This window comes from Neptuniibacter caesariensis (assembly GCF_000153345.1).
In the GTDB taxonomy this organism is placed as follows: domain Bacteria; phylum Pseudomonadota; class Gammaproteobacteria; order Pseudomonadales; family Balneatricaceae; genus Neptuniibacter; species Neptuniibacter caesariensis.
In genome coordinates, this window is the sequence record NZ_CH724125.1 from 1,222,711 (window position 1) to 1,246,420 (window position 23,710).

The 23,710-nt window shown below is 45.6% G+C and carries 25 protein-coding genes; 13 read left to right on the top strand and 12 right to left on the bottom strand.

Features of this window, described 5'->3' with window-relative positions; genetic code table 11:
* Positions 1–2 precede the first annotated feature (2 nt).
* The 5 genes from MED92_RS05785 to MED92_RS05805 all read right to left on the bottom strand — a co-directional run bounded on the left by MED92_RS05785 (position 3) and on the right by MED92_RS05805 (position 3,630).
* Entirely contained in the window at positions 3–797 is a 795-nt protein-coding gene (locus tag MED92_RS05785; RefSeq protein ID WP_007020576.1) for a replication protein P, read from the bottom strand.
* A complete protein-coding gene (locus MED92_RS05790; protein WP_007020577.1) occupies positions 715–1,689 on the bottom strand; it encodes a DnaT-like ssDNA-binding domain-containing protein in 975 nt (324 codons plus the stop codon). The genes MED92_RS05785 and MED92_RS05790 overlap by 83 nt, the downstream gene beginning before the upstream one ends.
* Before the next feature lie 105 nt (positions 1,690–1,794).
* Positions 1,795–2,202 (bottom strand): CBS domain-containing protein, encoded by a 408-nt coding sequence (locus MED92_RS05795; protein ID WP_007020578.1) that lies wholly within the window; start codon positions 2,200–2,202, stop codon positions 1,795–1,797.
* A gap of 122 nt (positions 2,203–2,324) precedes the next feature.
* A complete protein-coding gene (gene purU, locus MED92_RS05800) occupies positions 2,325–3,179 on the bottom strand; it encodes a formyltetrahydrofolate deformylase (RefSeq protein WP_040661598.1) in 855 nt (284 codons plus the stop codon).
* Positions 3,180–3,279: 100 nt separating this feature from the next.
* The gene (locus MED92_RS05805) at positions 3,280–3,630 is read right to left on the bottom strand and encodes a 4a-hydroxytetrahydrobiopterin dehydratase (RefSeq protein WP_007020580.1); all 351 of its coding nucleotides are present in this window, start codon (positions 3,628–3,630) and stop codon (positions 3,280–3,282) included.
* Between the two features lie 77 nt (positions 3,631–3,707).
* Between MED92_RS05805 and MED92_RS05810 the strand changes: the two genes are divergently transcribed.
* The 5 genes from MED92_RS05810 (at position 3,708) to MED92_RS05830 (ending at position 9,685) form a co-directional block, all read left to right on the top strand.
* Complete coding sequence (locus tag MED92_RS05810; protein WP_007020581.1) at positions 3,708–5,228, top strand: thymidine phosphorylase family protein; 1,521 nt, start codon at positions 3,708–3,710, stop codon at positions 5,226–5,228.
* Complete coding sequence (locus tag MED92_RS05815) at positions 5,228–6,106, top strand: ribose-phosphate pyrophosphokinase (RefSeq protein ID WP_007020582.1); 879 nt, start codon at positions 5,228–5,230, stop codon at positions 6,104–6,106. Before MED92_RS05810 ends, MED92_RS05815 begins: the two co-directional genes overlap by 1 nt.
* On the top strand, positions 6,107–6,694 hold the full coding sequence (locus MED92_RS05820; RefSeq protein ID WP_007020583.1) for an alpha-ketoglutarate-dependent dioxygenase AlkB family protein: 588 nt from the start codon (positions 6,107–6,109) through the stop codon (positions 6,692–6,694).
* Positions 6,695–6,810: 116 nt separating this feature from the next.
* Positions 6,811–9,447 carry a bifunctional diguanylate cyclase/phosphodiesterase gene (locus tag MED92_RS05825; protein ID WP_007020584.1) on the top strand — a complete coding sequence of 879 codons (2,637 nt, stop codon included), beginning with the start codon at positions 6,811–6,813 and terminating at the stop codon, positions 9,445–9,447.
* A 76-nt stretch (positions 9,448–9,523) separates the two neighbouring features.
* On the top strand, positions 9,524–9,685 hold the full coding sequence (locus tag MED92_RS05830; protein WP_083774920.1) for a DUF2986 domain-containing protein: 162 nt from the start codon (positions 9,524–9,526) through the stop codon (positions 9,683–9,685).
* Here the strand turns inward: MED92_RS05830 and MED92_RS05835 are convergent.
* Positions 9,682–10,143, bottom strand: coding sequence for a CreA family protein (locus MED92_RS05835; protein WP_007020586.1), 462 nt, complete (start codon positions 10,141–10,143; stop codon positions 9,682–9,684). The two genes, MED92_RS05830 and MED92_RS05835, sit on opposite strands and share 4 nt — an antisense overlap.
* A 102-nt stretch (positions 10,144–10,245) precedes the next feature.
* On the opposite strand from MED92_RS05835, the gene MED92_RS05840 reads away from it, so the two are divergent.
* From MED92_RS05840 to MED92_RS05850, 3 genes are all read left to right on the top strand, one after another.
* Positions 10,246–10,659: an MmcQ/YjbR family DNA-binding protein gene (locus tag MED92_RS05840; RefSeq protein WP_007020587.1), complete on the top strand. Its 414-nt coding sequence runs from the start codon at positions 10,246–10,248 to the stop codon at positions 10,657–10,659.
* Between the two features lie 239 nt (positions 10,660–10,898).
* Entirely contained in the window at positions 10,899–12,593 is a 1,695-nt protein-coding gene (locus tag MED92_RS05845) for a methyl-accepting chemotaxis protein (protein ID WP_007020588.1), read from the top strand.
* A 195-nt stretch (positions 12,594–12,788) separates the two neighbouring features.
* A complete protein-coding gene (locus MED92_RS05850) occupies positions 12,789–13,652 on the top strand; it encodes an MBL fold metallo-hydrolase (RefSeq protein WP_007020589.1) in 864 nt (287 codons plus the stop codon).
* A gap of 44 nt (positions 13,653–13,696) precedes the next feature.
* Here MED92_RS05850 and MED92_RS05855 read toward each other — a convergent pair whose 3' ends face one another.
* Positions 13,697–14,476, bottom strand: a complete 780-nt coding sequence (locus tag MED92_RS05855; protein ID WP_007020590.1) for a GGDEF domain-containing protein — start codon at positions 14,474–14,476, stop codon at positions 13,697–13,699.
* Positions 14,477–15,078: 602 nt separating this feature from the next.
* Here MED92_RS05855 and MED92_RS05860 point away from each other — a divergent pair.
* The 3 genes from MED92_RS05860 (at position 15,079) to MED92_RS05870 (ending at position 19,502) form a co-directional block, all read left to right on the top strand.
* Positions 15,079–15,957: an AraC family transcriptional regulator gene (locus tag MED92_RS05860; RefSeq protein WP_007020591.1), complete on the top strand. Its 879-nt coding sequence runs from the start codon at positions 15,079–15,081 to the stop codon at positions 15,955–15,957.
* A gap of 157 nt (positions 15,958–16,114) precedes the next feature.
* Positions 16,115–17,173 (top strand): polyamine ABC transporter substrate-binding protein, encoded by a 1,059-nt coding sequence (locus tag MED92_RS05865; RefSeq protein ID WP_007020592.1) that lies wholly within the window; start codon positions 16,115–16,117, stop codon positions 17,171–17,173.
* Positions 17,151–19,502 carry a putative bifunctional diguanylate cyclase/phosphodiesterase gene (locus MED92_RS05870; protein ID WP_007020593.1) on the top strand — a complete coding sequence of 784 codons (2,352 nt, stop codon included), beginning with the start codon at positions 17,151–17,153 and terminating at the stop codon, positions 19,500–19,502. The genes MED92_RS05865 and MED92_RS05870 overlap by 23 nt, the downstream gene beginning before the upstream one ends.
* A 12-nt stretch (positions 19,503–19,514) precedes the next feature.
* Here MED92_RS05870 and MED92_RS05875 read toward each other — a convergent pair whose 3' ends face one another.
* Positions 19,515–19,988: a peroxiredoxin gene (locus MED92_RS05875; RefSeq protein ID WP_007020594.1), complete on the bottom strand. Its 474-nt coding sequence runs from the start codon at positions 19,986–19,988 to the stop codon at positions 19,515–19,517.
* Between the two features lie 24 nt (positions 19,989–20,012).
* Entirely contained in the window at positions 20,013–20,435 is a 423-nt protein-coding gene (locus MED92_RS05880; protein WP_007020595.1) for an organic hydroperoxide resistance protein, read from the bottom strand.
* Positions 20,436–20,829: 394 nt separating this feature from the next.
* On the opposite strand from MED92_RS05880, the gene MED92_RS05885 reads away from it, so the two are divergent.
* Positions 20,830–21,105 carry a DUF3081 family protein gene (locus MED92_RS05885; protein WP_007020596.1) on the top strand — a complete coding sequence of 92 codons (276 nt, stop codon included), beginning with the start codon at positions 20,830–20,832 and terminating at the stop codon, positions 21,103–21,105.
* A gap of 53 nt (positions 21,106–21,158) precedes the next feature.
* Here the strand turns inward: MED92_RS05885 and MED92_RS05890 are convergent, their stop codons facing one another.
* A complete protein-coding gene (locus tag MED92_RS05890; protein WP_007020597.1) occupies positions 21,159–22,172 on the bottom strand; it encodes a GGDEF domain-containing protein in 1,014 nt (337 codons plus the stop codon).
* Between the two features lie 205 nt (positions 22,173–22,377).
* Here MED92_RS05890 and MED92_RS05895 point away from each other — a divergent pair, with 205 nt between their 5' ends.
* Complete coding sequence (locus MED92_RS05895) at positions 22,378–22,566, top strand: hypothetical protein (protein ID WP_007020598.1); 189 nt, start codon at positions 22,378–22,380, stop codon at positions 22,564–22,566.
* Between the two features lie 14 nt (positions 22,567–22,580).
* Here MED92_RS05895 and MED92_RS05900 read toward each other — a convergent pair whose 3' ends face one another.
* Both MED92_RS05900 and MED92_RS05905 read right to left on the bottom strand, forming a co-directional pair.
* On the bottom strand, positions 22,581–22,826 hold the full coding sequence (locus MED92_RS05900; protein ID WP_007020599.1) for a DUF2164 domain-containing protein: 246 nt from the start codon (positions 22,824–22,826) through the stop codon (positions 22,581–22,583).
* A 41-nt stretch (positions 22,827–22,867) separates the two neighbouring features.
* Positions 22,868–23,659 carry an alpha/beta hydrolase gene (locus MED92_RS05905; RefSeq protein ID WP_007020600.1) on the bottom strand — a complete coding sequence of 264 codons (792 nt, stop codon included), beginning with the start codon at positions 23,657–23,659 and terminating at the stop codon, positions 22,868–22,870.
* Positions 23,660–23,710 lie beyond the last annotated feature (51 nt).

Below are 23,710 nucleotides of genomic sequence, written 5' to 3' on the forward strand. Positions count from 1 at the left end.
ATTTACTGATAATCGTCCGGTAACTGAATGCCCATTGCATTCGCTTCAACCTGAGCTAGCTTTTGAAAACGTTTACGTACTTCCGAGCCTTTAGGCTTGGTTAAATAAAACAACCATTTGCTAGCAACTTCGGGTTTCAGATTGTTTTCTTCGCCCCAGGACTGAATAAAAGTAAACAATGACGTATCACTTTTATCAGGCAGTGCTACGGCAACAGGCATTGTAAGCTCTTCACCTGCACGTACCCGGCGACAGATAACATCATAGTTGTAACGAAAATCAGGAAATACATCGACTTCATCTTCAGTGCGCAGTCGGAACCAGCCGGTCGCTTTGCCAGCAAAGTAAATAGCAGGATGGGTCCAGTTATGCTTAGAGGCATGCTCCGCATTCAGACAGGCTTCCTCATAAGCGTGCTTAGCGATTGGCAGACCAAGATCACCGGTTAGATTACGCAGCACTTTAAGGAATTCAGAGATAGTCGGCATCCAGGCACTGTGCTCTTTACAGTAGTCTATAGCTGCAACCAGCTCCTGCTCAGTGTACCCGCCCAGGCTTAGCGCCCATTCTCGCTTAGCGATCCTGATCTCATCCTGCGTCTCAAAGCAGCTTTTAAACTTATGACCGTATATCGCCATAAAACGAGCAAAGATCATGTTCACAAGTGTTTTAACTTCAACACTTAGCTCATTGCTAACCGGCTCAGCCTGCTGATCACCAGTCGGTGTCTTTGATGTCCATGATTGCTGCGGTAACCCGTTGGCGTTTTTCGCGAGTATCTCTGCGGGGGTTTTCATGGTTAAAACCTGCTTGCTGTTCGTTTGATAAGCGCTGCTGGCGCCCTTCCTGAGTTTGCTTCTTAACCCACTCTCTTTTCACCCAACCAAGGAACTTCTGATCCCAATTAGTTTCCTTACGGTCTTTATCTAACCAGTAAAGCACAAACTCATCCAAACAGGTCTGGGCAAACTGAGGGGAAATATTGTGTCTCGGTAATAATGCATAAAAATTAGCTGATGGCTGCCAGCCTAATTCCATAGGGTGCAATTTCTTTCTTAACTTTTCCTGTTGGTCAAAACAGGCATGCAGTTCATCAGAACGTCCACTTCTTTGCTGCTGGGCTTTTCGAGCCCAGCCAATACTGCCACCAAAAGTCGGCGCAGGCCCTCGATCAACAGCGGTTGTCTGAATGGTAGGTATCGAAGACTGAGGCACAGCGGGCTGATTATGATCAGGGTAATACGGCGTATCCTGCATTTCCGGGTAAGCCGCATGCGAATAGTCAGGGGATGGCTGGTTAACCGGCGTTGGAGCCGTATTTTCCAGATGAATCTCTTCAACAACCGGGAGCCTACTCACAATTTCAATTTCAGGTTCTTCCACGAAGGCATCATCTGCATCCGCTTCAGCTTCAACAAACTGAATCTGAACACGCCCATCCGGAACAAAAGACGCTTCCAGATAGCCTGCCGCAACTAACTGACTCGTCAACTGTGCTAGCTGCTCTTCATCCCAGAAAGCACCAAGCGCCAACCACTGTTGATGAGAAAAAATCAGTTCAGAAGAGTGGTTCTGCAAACGCTGAAACTGCTGATGATAGAGTGTTAAAAGTACAGCAGCCTCCACGCCTAGCTCTTTGGCTAAAGATGGGTAAAGCAAAATAGGCGTTTCTGGAAACTGATAACTCATTCAGGCACTTCTGGTGATAGCTACTGCTCCACTGAATCATTACAGGGAGCCAGGGAAATAAAAAAGCCGCAGTCTTTGCCGCGGCTTTAATCTTAAATGATCAACTTAACCGTCTTGGGCAAACTGCTCTACAGCACGTAAAACATCTCGACGGCTGATCTGCCCGATCAGTTTACCATCTTTTACCACCGGGAGACGACGGCGTTTATTATTAATAAACTCTTCGGCAACTTTAATAATATCGGCATCGTGGTTGATGGTATACACCTCATCCGACATGTAAGTTCCTACACGACCACCCATCTCTTCCTCGTGGTAGGTCAGCGTCAATATTGCTTTAAGACAGTCAACTTCAGACATCAATCCGATGAGATTGCCATCCTTATCAACTACCGGCGCACCAGTAATACGGTACTCAAGTAATTTATTAATCGCTTCAAACAGATCTGTTTCAGGGGTAAAAGTAATCAGGTCTTCACACATGTAGTCCTGAGCTTTAACGGATCGTAACATTCGCATTCCTCCACAGCTGATAAACGACTATCAGCATCCGTAGATAAAGCCGATCAGATAACCGGCTTCCCTTGATGCTTTTATGTTTACACCTATCCGCTGATAACCGCAACTGACGAGGATCAGTTAAATACGACAGTCTTGTTACCCTGGACCAAAATTTTATCTTCCAGGTGCCAGCGCAGTCCTCGAGACAAAACATTTTTTTCAACATCGCGCCCTAAACGCACCATCTCTTCAGGCGCATCGCGGTGGCTTACACGGATAACGTCCTGATCAATAATAGGGCCCGCATCCAGTTCTTCAGTCACGTAATGGCACGTAGCACCAATCAACTTCACACCACGCTCATGTGCCTGATGATAGGGTTTTGCCCCGGCAAATGAGGGTAGGAAACTATGATGAATATTGATAATCCGGTGAGCATATTCCTGACACACATCAGAAGGCAAAATCTGCATGTAGCGCGCCAGTACAACGGTATCCGCTTTATTCTCACGAATAAGGCGAGCCACTTCATCAAAGTGAGGCTGTTTATCTTCCTTATTCACCGGTACATGATGGTAAGGAATATTGTGCCACTCCACCATGCTACGCAGATCATCATGATTAGAAATAACGCAAGGGATTTCACAATCCAGCTCGCCTTCATGATAGCGATAGAGCAGATCGGCAAGACAGTGCGATTCACGACTTGCCATCAGAATAACCTTCTTCGGCACAGCTGAATCACTAATATTCCAATCCATATTGAAAGACTGAGCAATCGGTGAAAAGGCCGCTTTAAGCTCTTCCAGGGAGAATGGCAACGTCGCAGCATTAATCTCGACACGCATAAAGAACCAGCCAGTCGAGCTATCAGTGTGCTGATTGGCGTCAGAAATAGAGCCGCCATGGCTGGAGATAAAATTACTCACCATTGCCACAATGCCCACACGGTCGGGACACGCCAGTACTAACCTGAATCTACGTTCCATTTAGCCAAAACTCCAAGCGCTGAAAATAATCGAGCGACTATTCTAGAGTAGATATTAGATAGATGGAATCTAACCTGTGATCTTTTGTCAGCCTGCGGACCTATCCGTTATACAGCTGATCACTGGCTGCAGCACAACGAAAGTCATTCCTGTGCAACCCTCCAATGGCATGGGTATACCAAGTGAGTTTAACGCGCCCCCAGGAAGTCAGAATATCCGGGTGGTGATCGCGTTTTTCTGCCATCTCACCTACCTTATTAGTGAATGCCAAAGCCGTTAAAAAGTTGGAAAAAGCGTATTCCTTTTCCAGTCGATCAATCCCCTCAGCCTTCTTCCATTGCCAGCCTGGAACTTCCACAAGGAGTGTTTCTATTTGTTGAGCCGTTAATCGAGGTGCATCTTTTCGGCAGGCTTCGCAAGTCTCTGTCGCCAAATCATGATCTATATTCATAAGTACACCTTAGTTGATCAAGAATAGTTTTACCTCCGCGATTTAGTTCATATACTGCTAGTAAGCGGAGAGAATATATGAGTTATACCCCAGAGAGAATGACACCCCTAAACGCATGTCGCTTAGGTTTAGATACCCATCAGGAACCCACTATCTACTTACGACAGGATAGTCCAGTCTGCCGCTCGGAAGGCTTCTCTGCACTCTCTCGTGTGCTTGTTCGCACAGAACAACGACACCTTATCGCAACCCTGCATATGGTAACAGGCGAGTTATTAATGCCTGGTGAGATAGGCTTTTCAGAGTCTGCCTGGAAACGACTAGAGCTTCGTGAAGGTACCTCCGTTTGGTTATCTCACCCTAAACCTGTGCAATCGCTCTCCTACATCCGTTCTAAGGTTTATGGCAATGAACTCAGCCAATCCGAACTTAAAGAGATCATTGAGGATATTGTGGCAGGCCGCTATGCGGATGTTCACTTAGCTGCTTTTATTACTGCCTGCGGTGATGACAAACTCAATATCCGCGAGATCACAGACCTGACCACCGCAATGGTCGAGTCGGGTAGTTCGATTGAATGGGGATTACCGATCGTTGTGGATAAACATTGTGTTGGCGGATTACCGGGAAACAGAACAACCCCGATTCTGGTTTCAATACTCACCGCAGCTGGCCTGACCATGCCCAAAACGTCATCAAGGGCAATCACATCCCCTGCTGGAACAGCGGATACAATGGAGACACTTACGAATGTAAGCCTCAGCCTTGACCAAATGCGTACCGTAGTTGAGCAAGAGGGAGGCTGTTTAGCCTGGGGGGGATCAGTAAAATTATCCCCCTCTGATGATCTATTGATTCAGGTTGAAAGAGCACTGGATATCGACAGTGAGGGACAGCTAATCGCTTCAGTGCTTTCCAAGAAAATTGCCGCAGGTGCTACCCATGTTGTAATCGATATACCTGTAGGCCCCACTGCAAAAGTACGTAGTCAGGAAGCCGCTGAAGTTCTTGCCGCAAACTTTAAAACCGTTGCAGACACTTTAGGTCTTAAAATAACGACCTTATTTACTGACGGCTCCCAACCGGTAGGTCGTGGGATAGGGCCTTCACTTGAAGCCAGAGATATTCTCGCAGTGCTTAAACAAGACCCGGACATGCCAAAAGACCTTTACCAGCGTGCCTCAGAAGTCGCCGGCGCAGTGCTTGAAATGGTTCAAGGCTTAGGACCCGGTGAAGGATATAAGAAAGCCATTGAGATACTTAATTCCGGCGCGGCATGGGAAAAGTTCCAAGCGATCTGCCATGCGCAAGGGGCCTTTAAGAGACCACCAATCGCACCCTACCGATATGAGTTGGTCGCTAAAACTCGTGGGGTTGTTAGCTGTATAAACAACCGTAAACTGGCCAAGGTAGCTAAATTGGCTGGAGCGCCAGCGGATCTCGCGGCAGGTCTGGATCTACATTGTAAGATTGGCGATCCTATCGAGCCTCAACAAACTCTGCTCACCATCCACGCAGAAAGCTCGGGCGAGCTCAGTTATGCTGTCGAGTATCTTGAAGACCATCTGGATATCATTGAATTGGCTAAGGATAAGTGATGAAACCTCTGTTTTTTAACCTCGATAGCGATCCACAGCTTGCTGCAAACCTGGCGGAACAGATCAATGCTGATACGGGCCAACTGGATATGCGTCACTTTCCTGATGGGGAAAGTTACCTGAGAGTCATGAACGAATGTGACGGCAGGTCGGTAATTATATTCTGTAACCTCTATCAACCCGATAGTAAAACCCTGCGCCTGATCTTTCTTGCAGATACATTGCGAAGCTTAGGTGCCACACGGATTGGATTGATCACTCCTTACCTCGCCTATATGCGGCAGGATAAAGCTTTCAACCCTGGAGAGTGCGTTTCATCTCGCCCTTTTTCAGCATTGCTTTCCAGTCATCTGGATTGGTTAGTTACGCTGGATCCTCATCTACATCGTTACAACGCTTTGGACGAAATCTACACGCTTGAGAGCACTGTCGTCCATGCGGCACCAATGATTGCAGAATGGATAAGCAGATCAATCGATAAACCTTTACTTATTGGTCCGGATAGTGAAAGTGAACAATGGGTTTCTCATGTCGCTCAACTGGCAGGAGCGCCTTTTCAGGTCCTGACAAAGATCCGCCACGGAGACTACGATGTTGAAGTATCACTACCTGAAGTTGAACGCTGGCATGACCATACCCCAGTACTGGTAGATGACATTATTTCCAGTGGCAGAACGATGCTGGAAACCGTCCGCCATCTGCAAAAAGCACAACTTAAGAAAGCCTGCTGTATTGGTGTACACGGCCTGTTCTCTGATTCTGCCTTCAATGCCCTATCTTCGGAGGCAGAAATCGTTACCTGCAACAGCATTCCCCATCAAAGTAATCAGATAGAGATCAGTCAGGCGCTTTCTATAGCCGCGAAGGAACTGCTGTAAGTGAGCGAAAAGAATCCCAAACGTGATGACTTAACACCTGACTACACTCTGATTACCGATTTTCTAAGCCCTGATACTGCTGACCAGAATTTTAATACGCTAAGTAATGAACTAGAGTGGCGCCAGGATCAGATAAAGATGTTTGGTAAGCTGGTAGCCATTCCCCGTTTACAGAATTTTATGGGTGATCCTGGAATCCGTTACCGCTACTCAGGACTGACTTTGACAGCTTCAGGATGGCACCCGGTCGTCAAAAAGATAAAAGAACTCGCTGAAGCTGCAAGCAACACCGAATTTAATGCGGTTCTGATCAATTTATACCGAGATGGGCAAGACAGCATGGGCTGGCACAAAGATGATGAACCAGAGCTTGGGCCTGAACCGACCATCGTTAGCGTCTCTCTTGGGGCAACACGGCGCTTTTTACTTCGGGCAGCCGATAAAACTCAGCACGAACTGCTTCTGAATTCTGGCTCACTTCTGGTAATGGGCCCCGAATTACAGAAACATTGGCAGCACTCAATACCCAAAACCCGCAAGCAAATCGGTCCTAGAATTAACCTGACTTTCCGAAAAATTGTTCAATAATCAGACACTTGTAAATATTACAATAATATATAGACCTTCAGGCCATAAATGCAGTAAGTTATACTCCGGCTGAAACAATAACCATAAAAATAAACTATAAAAATAAGCAAGATTTGATGAATAGCTACGCTATTACACCTAACCCTGTCATTGAGGGAGATCCCAGTACAGAAGAGCTGAAAACAATTCTTCAACTGCAAAACCAAGTACTGGAAAAGGTTGTCCAAGATACAACCCGTGCGCAGATTCTCGAACAGATCTGCCATTTTGTGGAAAAGTGTGTACCGGATTGCGTTGCTTCAATCATGTTGTTTGATTCAGACCAAAAGTGTCTGAACGTGAGTTGCGCGCCAAGTATACCAAGAGAGGCACAAGTTCTGCTGGACGGGATGGTTCCCGGAGTCGGCGCGGGCTCTTGTGGGACCTCTGTTTTCCTGGGTTCTCCTGTTTTTGTCATTGATACCGCGGAAGACAACCGCTGGGATCAACTTCGACCTATAGCTCAACAGCTCGATCTACGTGCTTGTTGGTCATATCCGATCCGCACAGATGCTGATGAGATTGCCGGTAGTTTCGCAATATCCAGTTTTACACCTCGTCAGCCCACGCCTTTCCACGCGCAGTTGTTAGAAGCCGCAGCAAACATCGCGGGCATTGTCCTGAACCGCTTTAGTTCGCAAGAGAATTTGCAACACAAAGAGCGCCTGCTGGAGAACATTACCCAGGCAATGCCCGGCGTGGTTTATCAGTACCATCTGGATGACGAGCTAAAACAATCCTTCACTTACATTGGACCCGGCATAGAGACCATATCAGGCATCACCGCTGAAGCAGCCATAGAAGACTTCAGCGAATTCTGGGAACAAGTCCATCCGGATGACCGATCTGGCCTTTGGGCCAGCATTGTTCATACCGGCAAACATGGTCTGGCCTGGAGCCACGAGTTCAGAGTTTTTCATAAAAACGGCCAGATGCATTGGGTTAGAGGATCCGCTTTACCAAGCAAACTTGGCTCTCAGGAAGGCCTGCTTTGGAATGGTATTATCCTCGACATAACACCTGAAAAAGCCTCTATTGAGCAACTTCGTCTTGCCGGAATCGCATTTTCCAGTACCAACGAAGGGATCATGATTACGGATAAACGTAATCGGATCATCGATATCAACCGCGCCTATATGAACATCAGTGGTTATGGGCGTGACGAGTTAATCGGCAAGAACCCATCGATCCTGCGCTCAGAGCATCACAGTAATGAGTTCTATCAATCGATCTGGAAATCTCTGGAAGAGGAAAGGCACTGGCAAGGAGAGATCTGGAACCGACTCAAAAATGGTGAGGTTGTTCCGCACTGGGTCAATATAAATGCAGTCCACGATCCAAACACCGATGCCCTAACCCACTTCGTCAGTGTTATCGCCGATATTAGTAATATTAAGGCTTCTGAAGAGAAGTTATCTCACCTGGCGCACCACGACGCCCTGACTAATTTACCTAACCGGTTATTATTTAGTGCCCGACTGGATCATGCACTCACCCACCGAGAAGCGTCTGAAAAGATCGTGATGTTTCATCTTGATCTTGACCGTTTCAAGCACATTAACGATAGCTTAGGTCACAAATACGGTGATCAGCTCCTTCTGCAAGTCACCGAAAGACTTAAGGGCGTTCTTTCCGATAAAGATACCCTTGCCCGTGTCGGGGGTGACGAGTTTGCCATCCTTGTTGAAGAGCTTGAACATGTCTCTGATGCAGAATCGATAGCTGATCGTCTGGTTGAAGCAATGGAACAACCTTTCACACTGGATGGCAAAGATTACTTCACCACCGCGAGTATTGGTTTAGCACTCGCCCCCGATCACGGCGACGATATAGACACGCTAACCAAGCATGCAGATATTGCGTTGAACCAGGCAAAGGATAGCGGCCGCAATAACTTCGCCTTTTTCCAGCCTGAGTTATCAGAAACTGTGCAGGAATGGATCAAGCTAGAACCTGAACTGCGTAAAGCCCTGGCAGAAAACCAGTTCCAGTTACATTATCAACCTCAGGTTGATAGCACCGGAACAGCCATCGTAGGTGCAGAAGCTCTGATTCGCTGGCACCACCCCGAAATGGGCATCATTCCGCCTAACCAATTCCTTCCTATCGCGGAAGAGATTGGCTTAATGAATAAGATTGGCGAATGGGTCATGAACACAGCGCTTGAGCAACTATCCTTCTGGCGCTCAAGAGGGCTGATCGGTTTCCGCTTAGCGATAAACCTAGCGGGTGATCAGATCACTAAACAGAATTTGCCTATGGTGGTGATGCAAGCATTAGAGCACTTCCAGATCCCTGCTGAGATGCTGGAGCTGGAAATTCTGGAAACTTTCCTGATGGAACACGAAGAGGAAGCGACTTCCACCTTCAAACAACTTCGGGAATTAGGTGTGCATCTCTCACTAGACGATTTCGGTACCGGCTATTCCGCATTGAGTTACCTGAAAAAGCTGCCAATCACAAAAGTTAAGATCGACCAGTCTTTGGTAAGAGATATCCCGGAGGATCCAAATGATGAAGCGATCGCAAAAGCCGTGATACTGCTTGCGCATACACTCGACCTGACCGTCTGTGCTGAAGGAGTAGAAACCCGGGCTCAGCGAGAGTTTCTTGAATCTGAAAATTGCGACCAGTTACAAGGTTACCTTTTCAGTAAACCTATTGAAGCCAACGCGTTTACAAACCTTCTGAAGAAGCACAATAAACTGGCCTGATCTAATCTGCCGTTGTCTATCCGTGTCAGGCCAGTATCGCTATAATACTGGCCTGGCAACCTATCTTGAGAACCCGATGAACCGTAAAAAAAAGATCAAGCAGATTCTCACAAAGAAAGCGAAAAAGGCAAACTCAAAGCTTGCTCCTAAAAGCACTAAACCCCGCTATATATCTAAGGCTGAACGCGCAGAGTTAGCCGCAAACGAATCTTCCGAAATCCAATCTGATGCAACCTAATTGCCTGCCATAGGGTATGCTTCTGTCCCCCACAAAGGCACAGTCGACAGACTGTGTTTATAACTACCCGATGTTTCTTTTGTCGAATAGGAAACATACATCAGAGTATTTGATGTTTCATCAAAGATTCTGCGGATTTTAAGGCTCTTAAAAAGAATACTCTTCGATTTTTTGAACACCACCTCACCCGATTTAGAACGATCAATTTTAGCAATCATCGCCGGGGTTATCGGGCCTGTTTGACGACATGCTATTGCTGCATCGCTGGGATCTGAAAAATCCAGATCAGCCTCGATACTGGCAATATGGCATGTCACTCCCGACACAACGGGGTCTTTTAACACATCAATTTTAATATCCTTTGTGGTCAGTACACCCAGGGAAACATCACCGACCTCCTCTTCGCCTCCGCAAGCGGACAAAAGAGCAGCCACAATAAGCAAACCTGATTTTTTCATTACTAACCCTATATTCATGATTTTACAGACGGCAATAATGGACGACTGAAAAGTAAAAGGTTATTTTCAGCAGAACTTATCAAGGATTCTACAGGCTCGACTATGAATGCAGAACAGGCCCAGGCTTATTGTCTAAAACGACCTGACGCTACTATGGATTTTCCATTTGTGCCTGACGTTCCGGTCTTCAAAATTAAAGGGAAAATGTTCGGTCTACTCGGCCAATGCAGTGAAAATGGCAAAGAGCTTGGGACTGAATATGCAGGTTGTCATTTCCTCAACCTTAAGTGTGACCCCGATGAAGCAATCATGCTGAGGGATATTTTTCCTGAGGTTAAAGCGGCCTATCATATGTCTAAAACGCATTGGATCAGCGTGGTGCTTATCGACTCCATGCCTGAAAAAGAGATCGAGCGCCTGATCGATCGCTCCTTTGCCCTCGTTGTAAAAAGTTTAAAGAAAACCGAACGTCTGCAACTTGAGCTAAAATATCCGCACGAACAACTTTATCGATAGTTCCCTGCCAAATTAGCGATTATGCACCCCATCAGTGCATTTTTAGTAACAATATCGAAATATATTAGTTTTTTTTAATTTTTATTCCCCCTTCAGCTTTCTCTCTATCTTGGTTCTGTTATATTGCTGTAAATCCAACCTAAACAGTTGTTTTAAATAGAAAAACACCACATAAGGTAGGGTTAATTATTCTAATTATAAATATCACTCACAATGCACCCTCTCCGGAGACTAGTTTTATGCTGTTAGGCTCTCTTAAAATCGCTACCCGCATCTACCTTCTTGCGGGATTAATGCTCGGATTGATATCAATGGTAGGTGGAGTTGCGATATTCCAGATGAATAAGATCGGTATTGAACTGATCGATATCGCTGAAGAAGACATTCCTATCACGAATGCACTATCCAAAGTCACGCAACATCAGCTTGAGCAAGCCATCCTCTTCGAGAGAAGCCTGACTTATGCAACTGCATTGAATTTCGGCGAACAACGTAACTCAGAGTTAACCAGCACCCTGAATAAGTTCTCTCAGCTTTCTGACAAAGTGAACAATGAATTCAAGGAGCTGGAACAGCTGATTGATGAAGCCATTGTCAAAACTCACAGCGAAGCGGCCAAACTTGAGTTTACCCAATTGCTCACCACGATAATGGCAATTGATAAAGATCATAAGCAGTATGAAGGGAAAGCATTATCACTTCTGGAGCAGATGCAAAACGGTGCTTATGAACAGGCACGCTCATCCGTAGATTCTGTGATTGCATTGGAAGAGAAGATAGACCATGGCCTGGTTGAGGCTTTAGCTAAGACTCAGGACTTCACGCTTCAAGCTACACGCCAGGCAGAGAAAGATGAACTCGATGCTTTGAAAGCGATCACGATTCTGTTTGGCATCGCTCTATTCATCGGTATTGCCGTTCCTGCGGCTATTTCCAGAAGCGTAACCTCTCCTGTTAAAGAGATGCGTAACCGTCTGCGTGAACTGGCTGAGGGTGATGGTGATCTTAGAGTAAGACTACCGATTAAAGGCAAGGATGAGACCACTGAGGCGTCTATCGCTTTTAATACCTTGATGGAAAAACTCGGGATTATGATCAACTCGATCAAAAGCACTTCCACAACGCTTGTACAGAGTTCTGAAAATACCATTGTTGTAATGGAAGCAACGCGCGATCAAGTGACCCAACAGAAAAACGAAACTGAGCTGGTTGCCAACTCCGTTCAGGAGATGGCAGCGAGTGTGACTCAAATCGCACAATCAACTGAACATGCTGCAAGCCTCGGTAGCGATGTGCTTAACAACGTGAAATCCGGTAGCTCGATGGCAATGCAAAACCAAAATGTCATCCAGGAACTCGTAGGCAACGTCGACAATGCAGCTTCTCAGTTAACAACGCTGGCAGAAGAAACTGACCGTATCAGCGAAGTGCTAAACAATATCCGCGGTATAGCAGAACAAACCAATCTGCTAGCGCTCAATGCAGCAATAGAGGCAGCCCGTGCCGGCGAATCCGGTCGTGGCTTTGCGGTGGTTGCCGATGAGGTTCGCTCTCTGTCTCAACGCACGCAGTCATCGACTGAAGATATCCAGGAACTTCTTCAGAGGTTACAGACAGGAACAACAAATGCTGTATCCATCATGCGTGAAGGTCAAAACAATGCTGAGACTTGTATTCAACACTCTGAGAAAACCACAGCAGAACTAAACGACGCAACTCATGCTGTAGAAAATATGGCGGCCATGAATACACAAATAGCTGCGGCAGCAGAAGAGCAGTCCGCTGTCGTACGGGAGATACATACTAACCTGGCCAGTATCTCTGAATATGCAAGCAGCACCAACGATAGTGCCAATCAGACCGCTGAAATCAATCGTGGAATGAGTCTCGAGCTTAAACAGTTGAACAGCATGGTCTCCGAGCTGAAAGCCTAATTCCTCATAAAGCAAACAGAATAAAGCCCGGACAGTTTTGAACTGTCCGGGCTTTTTTATTCCACCTTTACATTAGTTCACTTACGGATACAGAATTAATCAATTACATCCATATATCAAATCAATAGACCCTTCTATAGTGGCTCCATCAACGGTGTTACCTACTTCACCGACCCACATAACCGGAGACACAACATGCGTAACTTACTTCTCACAGCACTTGGAGCAATCACCCTTTCAACCACAGCCCTTGCCGAGACCGATCTATCACTGAAGGTTTATAACGCTGACGGAAACAGCTTCCACGTCACTTCCGTTTTGGTAAGCGGTGAAAAAGAATCTATTTTAATCGATAGTGGTTTTACTAAAGCTGATGCATACCGTATTGCAGCAAACGTTTTAGATAGTGGCACTGAATTACAAAAGATCTTTATCAGTCAGGCTGATCCAGACTACTTTTTCGGTGCGGAAACACTTAAAAAGATCTTTCCTAACGCTGAAGTGGTAAGTACCCCTGCGGTGATTGCACAAATCAAGAAAAAGGCGGCTGGAAAAGTGGCATACTGGGGGCCTAAAATGGGTAATAATGCGCCGGTTTCCCCGATTATTCCTCAAGCAGTCAAAGCAGATTCACTCATGCTTGAAGGCCAGGCAATAGAGATCATAGGCACGGAAGGCCCTCTTGCCCATCGTCCATACCTGTGGATCCCGTCGGAGAAAGCTATTCTTGGCAATGTCGCAGTATTTGGCGACCTCCATGTCTGGACTGCAGACACGCAAAAATCGACTGAGCAGAGTGCATGGAAGGCACAACTGGTTGAGATGGAACGCCTCAAACCAACAACCGTTATTCCTGGCCATATGCAAGCGGACAGTAAAACAGACCGCTCTGCGATTACGACGACAAAAGCTTATCTTGAAGATTTCTATTCTGAAGCAGAGAAAGCCAAGAACGCAGAGCAGTTGATCCAGGTAATGCAGAGCAAATACCCTTCAGCCAAACTTGAAATTGCCCTGCAAATCGGAGCAAAAGTCGCCAAAGGCGAAATGAAGTGGTAATGACCACAGATTACTGAATAACAACGAGGAGCATTGCTCCTCGTTTAACACTCAGCAGTCACCATTTGACTCTCAGCCATAACAACTCGATTTCTGCCATTTCCTTTAGCATGGTAGAGAGCCTCATCAGCGACTCTCACCAGTTCATAAAGATCACCGCGATCCCCAACCAACTCTTGCCCAGCGACCCCAAAGCTGGCAGTCACACTTATTGCAACATCTCTAAGTTGGAAATGATCCGTTTCGATTGCAACTCTGACACGTTCAGCAAAACGCACAGCTTGTTCAACATCAGCTCCAGGAAGAATGATAACAAACTCCTCTCCCCCGAAACGGGCCAGTTTATCCTCCTGACGAAGCACCCCATGTGTTCTCGCAACAACCAGTTTTAAGATCTGGTCCCCTACATCATGGCCATGGGTATCGTTAATTTTTTTAAAATGATCAATGTCCAGAATGACCACCGCAAACGTCTCGTGGGTATCCAGGATCCGCTGCCATACTTTTTCCAACCCCAGCCGGTTATGCGCTCCCGTCAGAAAATCCTTAGTAGAAAGTGCCTCAATTTTGCGCGCATTCCGGGTGATCAACAAAAATAGCATCGAGCCCTGAAAGCAGATAGCAATGAGCCAGATAAGGTAAAGGGCATACAGATTGAAGTTTGAAGCGGCAATAAGATCCAGCTCATTAGATTGCATATATGCAGCCATCTCGACCCGTAAGATCCATAACGAAGTCGCAATTATTCCAATGAAGCCCATCGCCCAGGCGACACGGGTACCATGTTCCCGCCAAAGAGGTTTCAAGCCTCTCTTCATTGCCATAATACAACACAGTCCGGAACTTGAGCCTAAGACCACCAGCCGATCAAACTGACTCTCCTTCGTGGGTCCTATTATGATCAATAGCAAAGCAGAGAAGACCAATAAGAAGATCAGCGAGAGCCTCGAAGACTCAAGTCTGTAATGGGTTTCAATTGACAGAACCAGGTATACAAATCCAAGCAGGATCACGAAATTGCTTAATGAGTAACCCACCCATTCTGGGAGGCACCAACGCAAGGAGATTAAAATAACCCCGATGCTCCAACAAAGGGTATAAGCAGACGATTGTAGGCAGTAAAGGCGATCATTGCTGGTATATCGAGCACAAGCCCACCAAACAGACGCGAAAAAGAATAGTACTAAGGCCAGTAAACTATAACCAAGGGAAACCGTAGTCATACGCCTAACTCCGTTAGGACATCGATTAAAATCTACGGTACAGACTTAATCCGTAAGACGTTATTTAATTCTAATATATCTCCAGGCTTTATGTGGTTAATTAAAACTATCAACTAAGCGAATATAAAAACTAAAATGCCCAACTGAAAAGCGCAAACATTATCAGGATCACCTTCCTTAGTATGGATGCAGGAGGAGACAAGATGAAAGAAAGCACAGGAAACAACTATCGACGCCGCCTATGCAGGGTACTGGATTATATCCATAACCACCTTGATCAGGATTTGGATGTTAATGCTCTGGCTGAAGTGGCTTTGATGTCGCCCTACCACTTTCATCGAATCTATCGGCAGATGGCAAATGAGACCGTTAACGCTACCGTCCGAAGACTCCGCCTGCAAAAAGCCGCTTCTGATCTGATTAGGAGCAATCTGTCACTCGACAGAATTGCCAAAGATGTTGCTTACTCTAGCCCCGAAGCATTTATTCGAGCCTTCTCTAAAGAGTATGGAGAAAGCCCTGCTGCTTACCGGGACAAAAGACAGCAACCAATCATCCCGACAGAACAGTTAAGCGTCGAATTACAACCATTATCTAAGGAGTGTAAGACGATGTTCAATGTAGAAATGATGGAGTTTGAAACGACTAACCTACTGGGTTACGAACACAAAGGCGACTATATGGAGATAGGTAATGCCTTTGACAAGTTGTTTATGTTTGCCGGGAGTAAACGTTTGATTGGACCTGAGACCCGCTCAATAGGGATCTATTACAACGATCCAGGCTCTGTTGACGCTTCAGAGCTACGATCTCATGCCTGCATTAGTGTCGAGGCACCTAGAGATGCAGAAGAGGAACAAGACCCGGAGAATCTTCAAATCCCCGCCGGGCGTTGTGCCACTTTGCTGTTTAAAGGACCTTATGCTGAACTAGAAAAACCCTACAACTGGTTCTTTGGTCAGTGGCTGCCGCAAAGCGGTTTAGAAGCTGCGGACTTCCCGCCGTTTGAAGAATACCTGAACGATCCCAGAACCACAGCGCCCTCTGAATTGCTTACCCGCATACACTGTTTGCTAAAGTAACCTGAACCCTGATAACCGTGCGCCAGCAATGGCGCACCCGCTATATTGTCCTTTCGGACACTATTCTATGATCCGCCTTATCTTTAGTATGTTCCGATAATGCTTTTATTTTGAACAACTACTATAAAATAGAATAACAATAATAAAGGGCGATGAGATGCGTAGTATTCATCAACTGTGGCTGTCTCTTTTACTATTACTTTCCCTTCCCCTGAATGCTGAAACCGTTCGGGTACTTAACTGGGAAGCCTACCTCAGTGAAAACGTACAGAAAAAATGGGAAAAAGAGAGCTCCAGTAACCTGGAAGTTATCTACTTTGATAATGACCAGCAACGGGATTCCATTCTATTAGAATCAAAGCACCACAATATTGATATCGCGATCGTTGATGAAGTGATCGCAGAGCGCTTTGGAAAAGAAGGCCGCCTGCTCAAGCTCACCGAACAGAACGTACCTAATATCAATAATAATGAGCCCTTCTGGCGAGAAAGGTGCAGCAATTACGCTATCCCCTATCTCTGGGGAACTCTGGGTATTATCTATCGATCAGACATCATCAAGCAGCCTCCACAATCCTGGCGTGAAATACTGGAACCCTCAGATGAATTAAAGGGTCATATCGCCATGCTGGATGATTACACCGATATGATCGCTCCGGCACTGTTTCTGGACGGTTTTGATCTTAATACGGAAAACCCATCTGAACTGAAGCAAGCATTCAATCGGCTGAAAGCTCAAACAGAGCACGTTCTCACATACGAGTATCCAATCTCCTTTGTTCAAACAAGCCCGAAGAAAGACGATCTGTATATGGCAGTCGCCTATGGTGGAGACCAGTTTACGCTCAACGAAATTGTAGGAGAGGAAGGGCTTTGGAAATACGCGGTACCTAAAGAAGGTACGGTACTCTGGGTCGATTGTCTGGCGGTCACGAGTACATCCACGCAACAAGAGAAAGCGCTTGAGCTGATCAACTATCTGAGCACCCCCAAAGTAGCTGCGCAAAATGCTACGGATCTGTTTTATGCGACACCTAACATCCCGGCTTTAGAAGAGCTAAACCCTGAATTCAGAAATAACCCTAACGTTTTTCCTGAGCATGAGATTCTAAAGAAGAGCGGCCTATATGAGGTACTTAGCAACTCTAATATCAAACAACGTATCCGTATTTCTAGCGCGATAATTAATCTTCATGAATCTAAACAAGCGCGCTAGCATACTGATTCTTCCGGTCATTCTAATCAGTTACATTCTGATAGCCCTAGTTGTGTACAACCAACAGAGCCAGTCGATTAGGCAGCTGGAACAAAACAAGCTGAATCTCAGGCTCAGCGCTTTACGCTCGGAATTTACCCGATACAACAGTTTTCTGGATGCTTATCTGGTTTCGTTGGTAGAAGGTGAAACCCTCGCTCGGTTTATTCGTGAACCAGAGAATATCTATCAGGACAGAAGACTGACGGAGAATCTCTCTTCTTCAGTAAGACGTTTCTTCAGCAACAACACTGAATTCGCTTCACTCTCTGTGCTGAATACAGACCAACAGCTAATATTTTATGTAGAGAACAGCCTCGATCCATTTGGCGAAATTCGCCAGTCTCAGTTAGAAATGGCGCAGAGAATGCGCAAAGAGAAGGTACTAAGTATTTGGGAATATCGAGCAGAGGCCGAAGAAGCAATCATGCAACAGGGGATCATGCTGGATTCCCGGACCTTAACGCCACCTCAGATCACCCAATTGGAGCACACGCTCAAGGTGCTTGTCGCTGTTCTGCCTTCAGGCTTTAACCAACTGCTCTCTGAAACAAAGCAGGAGTTTAGTGCCGATATAGCGTTTGTCTCTGGTAAAGACTTTAGCCCACCTCCAGAGGGCAAGCTGTATTCTGAGATTGCCTTAAAACCCTATTACCATCTCACCATAACGCCCTCTGATACCTATCTGGCACAACAACTTTTAGTATTGAAACAGCAATTTATGCTAATTGTGTTTATCGCAACCATAGCAACATATCTACTACTTCAATTCCTGATTCGCCGCTTTATTACCTCACCTATTGCTCGGCTGGACCATCAGCTTACGGAAGTCATGGCGCAGAGACGTGAAAACATTGACGCGTCACGTTCAAAAGATGAAGTTGGGCGGCTGGGAAGAAAGTTTCAAAGCCTTTACGAAAAACTCCACAACTCATATCAAGAAAGCCACATTCAGTCGCGCACCGATGCGCTGACTCGATTACCTAATCGCGCCGCCTTCTATGAAACCGCTTCAATCAAACTGGGTGAAGCGGAAAGGAAGCAAAGCAATATAAGCATCATCTATATCGACCTGGATAATTTTAAATTTGTTAATGATAAGTATGGTCATGAAATTGGCGATGAGTTACTAAAAGCCGTCGCCATTCGGCTAGCCCACATTATCTCAATAAAATGGAAACACACATACTCAGATGAATATGTCTATCGTTTATCGGGTGATGAATTTATTGCAATCCTACCTAATGCAGGCACAGTTAAAGCTCAGGAATTAAGCCAAACGATTCTTAAGCAGTTTGCTGACGGTTACCACTTTGAGCTGGGGCATTTCCCGGTAACCGCCAGTATCGGTATAGCCACCTATCCACAGGACGGTCATACGCTGTCGCAGTTAATATCCAATGCAGACCTGGCCATGTATCAGGCGAAAAAATCAGGCAAGAATAAATTAGCTATCTATTCAAAAGAGTTAGCTAAAAAAGATCGCCAGGCAAAAGAGATAGAAAGCCGCTTAAAAGATATTGATTTCGATTCTGAATTGTCACTTTTCTATATGCCGATTATCGATCGCGAAAACCAGGTTAAGGGCTGTGAAGTTCTACTACGCTGGCATTCTGAAGATCTTGGGTTTGTCTCCCCCGCTCTGTTCATACCAATTGCCGAAAGCAGTGGTATGTTTGAAGCGATCGATCTTTGGGTAATTGAAGAAGCCTTTAAATCTTATCCGCAACTTATTCAGAAGTTTGGAGCGCATCTGGAGCTTTCAATCAACATATCCTCTGCGGAAATAGGCTCTGAACGATTTATCAGAACTCTGGAAGCGCTGGCCAAAGAATATCAGATCAATCCGGACAATTTCGTCATCGAGATAACCGAAACGTTCTCAATAGAACAAAACAAAGCGGCTCTCAACTGGCTCAGCGAATTGCGTAAGCTTGGCTTTAATATTGCGATTGATGATTTCGGTACGGGTTATACCAGCCTGATGCAGATGCTCGATTACCCGGTCGATTTTATTAAGTTCGACAGAGAGCTGGTAGAGCGGCTTATCAAGCCCGAAAAGCACGCCTTAGTAAAAGCGCTGATCGACCTATGCCACTTTCAGGGAACGCGGGTTGTAGCCGAGGGAATAGAAACCCAATACCACATGGATATACTCCATCAGGCAGGTTGCGATTATCAACAGGGTTTCTTTATCGCTAAACCTATGCCGCTGACCGAATTTCTAAACTGGCATCTATCTTACATCGATGCCCAGAAATTCGATCAGAGCAGTAAAACAGCGCTGTAATTTTGCTAATTTTTATAGCAGTTGCAGTATTGTCTCAGCACTACTCACTTCGAATGTTTTTGGCTGTTCGACATTCAGTGCTGTCACCACACCATCTTCGACAATCATTGCATAGCGTTGCGAACGCGTACCGCCAAAAGCGCCGGTTTCCATATGCAGCCCAATCGCCTTGCTCAGCTCAGCTCCACCATCAGCCACCATGGTAATACGATCGGCGTTCTGAACTTCAGCCCAGGCTTTCATAACAAATGAATCGTTCACCGATAAACAAGCAATGACATCAACCCCATGTGCATAGATCTCATCTGCTTTCACAACATAACCAGGAAGGTGAGAAGCCGAGCAGGTCGGAGTAAACGCCCCTGGCAACGCAAACATCACAACTTTTTTTCCAGCAAAGAAATCATCGGTAGAGATCGTTTTTGTATCGCCCCCCAACACCGTACTGATACCTACTGATGGAATTTTATCGCCAACCTTAATCATCTCAATTCTCCACAAATCTGTTTTTCAAAGTAGGAGCAACGCTACTCTGATATTGCCACGCGTTGCATTTGAAAACGGGCAAACCTGATGTGCTTTTTCAATCAGACTCTGCGCGACATCCTTTTCCATTCCGGGTAGTTCTATATGTAGTTCAACATCAAACATAAAGCCATCACCCTGAGAATTGGCAGCAATACCGCACATTGCTTTCACTGAAGTCTGCTCAGGCAATTCAAACTTTTCCCGCTTCGCTACAAACTTCATTGCGCCAATGAAGCAGGAGGAATGCCCCGCAGCATAAAGCTGTTCAGGATTGGTGCCTTCACCGCCTGGGCCACCCAATTCTTTAGGGGTACTTAGGGCAACATCTAACTTACCGTCAGATGAAATAGATCGGGCATTCCCTCCCTGTGTTGATAGAGCATCTGCGGTATAGATTATTTTCATTGTAATTATTCCAAACATATTGCTTGAGGAAATTAGATCATAGCTAAATTAAGAAATGCGCGGAATCAAGATTTAGGAATCACGATCTGATCTTTTATTTTTTGATCCAGTGACACTAGCCAAGCGTAAGAAAGGGTGGTTGAAGATAAGCCTGAACAAATAAAGTGTCAGTGAAGCAGCGAGACCCGATCGACCAAGCGCTCCGGTGGATCAAAGTTCGTTGATATCTGACATGAGTCCTTCGCGGCGAAGGATGGTACGCGGCTTTATGCTTTTGCTCGTGTGCCTCACTTTATTTATAAACAGGCTTAAGTACCCCTGGATCTGGCCTTCTTGGCGGATCAACATTTGAGTCTGGCTTTATCGCCAGACTCCGTTTTATTTGGATAAGCGGATGTATTCAGAAAAAGAGCTTAAAGTTGATCTGGTGAAAACCCTCAGTGTCTTCAATACTGTGTTAGATCATGGTGAAAAGTTAAGTGATGGGCACTACCTTTATTCTGGTATTCAAGCTAAACATGACCAAGATGGTTATACGCTGACGCTGCTAGATTCACAGGTAACTTTAAATCTGTTTTTCCACAATAAATACCAGGCACAATTCGAAAGGCGCAGCCATTTCGATGAATTCCTGCATAAAATAGAACGTATTTATCACAAACATCACTGATGGATCACCCGATGTAAACCGCATGCTTGTGGAAACCATCTAGGTTTATCTGATTAGTCCGGCTGGTAGATACAACTACGATTACGCCCTGCCCCTTTCGCCTGATACAAAGCAACATCAGCCAGTTCAATTACTTCCTCAAGCGCCATCGAATGCTGATTAGCTGAGATACCTGCTGACAAGGTTATAGGGTCGAGTTTTTTCCCCGTGCGGCGATTAATCCAGCGCACTTTTTCTATCGTGGTTCGTACCTTTTCTGCCACCAGACGAGCGCCATCGAGGTCGGTATCCGGCAACAAAAGAATGAACTCCTCTCCCCCGAACCTAACCGCTATATCGTTACCCCGAACACTTTTCAGAATGACTTCTGCAGTGTTGTGCAAAACCTTATCGCCAAACAGGTGTCCATAAGTGTCATTAACATTTTTGAAATGATCAACATCAAACGAGACAATTGAATAAGGCACCTGATCTAAAGGAACTGCGCGCTCTGCTGTTAACTCCTCAATACATTTACGGAAGCCCTTCCTATTTAGAAGTCCGGTCAATTCATCTTCCATCGCATCCCTGGACGCTTTATCTAAACGCTCTTTAAGCGATTTAGACTCCTCCTCGGCCGAATGCAGTTGCTCAGAGAGCGCTTCTTGAGACGATATAACCGACGATGTGCTTTGGGTTAACAGATCAACCAACTCTACCAACTCATCATGCGAGCCCTGCTTTTGTAGATTTTCATTGCTCTGATGTAAGGTATCCAGAAATCCAGAACTCTCGTTATGAGAGCTACTGATAGCCCCGGTTACCTGTTCAAGTAACTGGTGAAGAGCGGGATATATTTGTTCTGTATCCTGGTCATGCTGAACAATATAAGTGTTGAATAGCTCTTTGGCCGAAGCTTCGTTTAGGCCTCCTTCGTTATAGAGCTTCTGTTCAACGGCTTCGCACAATGAACGCGAATTTTTCTGGACATAACGATAGGCCAGCGCGTAATTATCCGGCGTGGCATTGAGGTTGTGCTCATCAAGAAACGTCTCGACCGCACACATCACTTTGCTGTTATCGATCATAGTTCACCGGTGGTTTGGTTTCTTCTGATCACTAAAACATCCCTATCCCACTAAACATTTCCCCTCTTAAGAAAATAGCAGAAGCTGGACTAAAAACCTTACCCTGAGACTGTATGAACTATATCTACATGCAGCAATAACTTGAAAATTCACTACTTGTCACTCATACCTTTATAGGTAGCAGGAAAAACAAGAGAGAATAGCCATGACCCATAATCTAAAAACCTGGAACGCAGATCAGCTAAAGCAGATGAATGAGGAAACGTTTCTTGTTGAAGTGTTAGATATGATCAAAATCTCCCCTGTCACTGCTGATACCGACTCCGATATAGAGAAGATGAAAAGCAAGCTCGCCCATGTCGAAGCGATGATTAAAGACAGGCTTGAAGGTTGATATTGGCGAGAAGCCTAGAAAGTAGGCTTCTCCATCTCCTGAATCAGATACCCGATATCTTCTGCCTTTTCGGTGAACACTCGATTAGCATCTGCCAAGCCTTGATTGTAGAAATGCGGGCCTATCTCTTTAGCAAAAAAGTCGATCAGAAACTCGGCTTCAAAGCCGCCGATATCCTGATCAAGTTCATCTCTGAAGTAAGTTTTAATCTTGCTGACAATGCGGTCAGTCTCATCCGTAGACAGTTTAATATCGCTCATTGTATTCCTTTGAATCGGTTTATAAGTCTCAATATCAGCCTCTAGCGGCTGGCCTCAAGGTCCTTTGCCTGAGTTAATTCCTTTAACAGTTCAAAGTATTTGGGATTCGTCGCAACCGTTCGATGATCCTTATCTTCAAACCGATAAAGTGTGGCTACCCCTGGTTTGAAATATTCCAGAAGTTTAAGTGTGTTGGCCGGAGCAATCACCTGATCTTGCTCCGCCAGGAAGACAGCCGTATCGGCTTTAACCAATTGAGCATACTGCCAGGACAGATACTTATCTTTCAGAAGCAATGACACCGGAACCCCCCAGTAGCGCTCACTCGCCAGATCTTCAATACTGGTATAAGGCGTCACCAGGATCAGATTTTCTATCGCTTTCTCCGCCGCCAACCGGGTCGCAATGCCAGTACCGAGGCTACGCCCCATCAGAACGATCTCAGTGTGATCTTTCTGTACCCGTTCATATAAAGCCTGCGCATCCTGGTAGATGCTTTCTTCACGAGGGTTACCATCGCTTCCCCCATAACCGCGATAGTGAAGCAGATAGAGTGAATGGTTGGGAAAGGTTTGTTTAAAATCCTCCAAACGCTTTGAAACATCCTCAGCATTGCCACCAAAATAGATTAGCGCTTTCCGCTGATTTCTGACCTCGGTAGTTACCACTGTATTACCTACATCCGTCTTCAGCAGGTAAGTATTTTCCGGGTTAGCAACTTCTCGATCCTTTGGAAAATAGAGCAGATTATCCTGATAAAAGTAGAGGAAGGCGCACAGCAGAAAATAGCCTGTACAGCTAAGAGCGAGAAACTTTAACCCTGCCTTTTTCATATCAGTCGTATATCAACCTGAAAAACTCAAAGAATAGAAGCCAGAGTCTAG

Coding starts and splice junctions, on each gene's coding strand:
- MED92_RS05830 (WP_083774920.1), top strand. CDS start 9,524: ATGAACCGTAAAAAAAAGATCAAGCAGATTCTCACAAAGAAAGCGAAA.
- MED92_RS05785 (WP_007020576.1), bottom strand. CDS start 797: ATGAAAACCCCCGCAGAGATACTCGCGAAAAACGCCAACGGGTTACCG.
- MED92_RS05795 (WP_007020578.1), bottom strand. CDS start 2,202: ATGTTACGATCCGTTAAAGCTCAGGACTACATGTGTGAAGACCTGATT.
- MED92_RS05890 (WP_007020597.1), bottom strand. CDS start 22,172: ATGATCGATAACAGCAAAGTGATGTGTGCGGTCGAGACGTTTCTTGAT.
- MED92_RS05790 (WP_007020577.1), bottom strand. CDS start 1,689: ATGAGTTATCAGTTTCCAGAAACGCCTATTTTGCTTTACCCATCTTTA.
- MED92_RS05905 (WP_007020600.1), bottom strand. CDS start 23,659: ATGAAAAAGGCAGGGTTAAAGTTTCTCGCTCTTAGCTGTACAGGCTAT.
- purU (WP_040661598.1), bottom strand. CDS start 3,179: ATGGAACGTAGATTCAGGTTAGTACTGGCGTGTCCCGACCGTGTGGGC.
- MED92_RS05825 (WP_007020584.1), top strand. CDS start 6,811: ATGAATAGCTACGCTATTACACCTAACCCTGTCATTGAGGGAGATCCC.
- MED92_RS05805 (WP_007020580.1), bottom strand. CDS start 3,630: ATGAATATAGATCATGATTTGGCGACAGAGACTTGCGAAGCCTGCCGA.
- MED92_RS05810 (WP_007020581.1), top strand. CDS start 3,708: ATGAGTTATACCCCAGAGAGAATGACACCCCTAAACGCATGTCGCTTA.
- MED92_RS05875 (WP_007020594.1), bottom strand. CDS start 19,988: ATGATTAAGGTTGGCGATAAAATTCCATCAGTAGGTATCAGTACGGTG.
- MED92_RS05895 (WP_007020598.1), top strand. CDS start 22,378: ATGACCCATAATCTAAAAACCTGGAACGCAGATCAGCTAAAGCAGATG.
- MED92_RS05835 (WP_007020586.1), bottom strand. CDS start 10,143: ATGAAAAAATCAGGTTTGCTTATTGTGGCTGCTCTTTTGTCCGCTTGC.
- MED92_RS05865 (WP_007020592.1), top strand. CDS start 16,115: ATGCGTAGTATTCATCAACTGTGGCTGTCTCTTTTACTATTACTTTCC.
- MED92_RS05815 (WP_007020582.1), top strand. CDS start 5,228: ATGAAACCTCTGTTTTTTAACCTCGATAGCGATCCACAGCTTGCTGCA.
- MED92_RS05900 (WP_007020599.1), bottom strand. CDS start 22,826: ATGAGCGATATTAAACTGTCTACGGATGAGACTGACCGCATTGTCAGC.
- MED92_RS05860 (WP_007020591.1), top strand. CDS start 15,079: ATGAAAGAAAGCACAGGAAACAACTATCGACGCCGCCTATGCAGGGTA.
- MED92_RS05870 (WP_007020593.1), top strand. CDS start 17,151: ATGAATCTAAACAAGCGCGCTAGCATACTGATTCTTCCGGTCATTCTA.
- MED92_RS05885 (WP_007020596.1), top strand. CDS start 20,830: ATGTATTCAGAAAAAGAGCTTAAAGTTGATCTGGTGAAAACCCTCAGT.
- MED92_RS05880 (WP_007020595.1), bottom strand. CDS start 20,435: ATGAAAATAATCTATACCGCAGATGCTCTATCAACACAGGGAGGGAAT.
- MED92_RS05850 (WP_007020589.1), top strand. CDS start 12,789: ATGCGTAACTTACTTCTCACAGCACTTGGAGCAATCACCCTTTCAACC.
- MED92_RS05845 (WP_007020588.1), top strand. CDS start 10,899: ATGCTGTTAGGCTCTCTTAAAATCGCTACCCGCATCTACCTTCTTGCG.
- MED92_RS05840 (WP_007020587.1), top strand. CDS start 10,246: ATGAATGCAGAACAGGCCCAGGCTTATTGTCTAAAACGACCTGACGCT.
- MED92_RS05855 (WP_007020590.1), bottom strand. CDS start 14,476: ATGGCAATGAAGAGAGGCTTGAAACCTCTTTGGCGGGAACATGGTACC.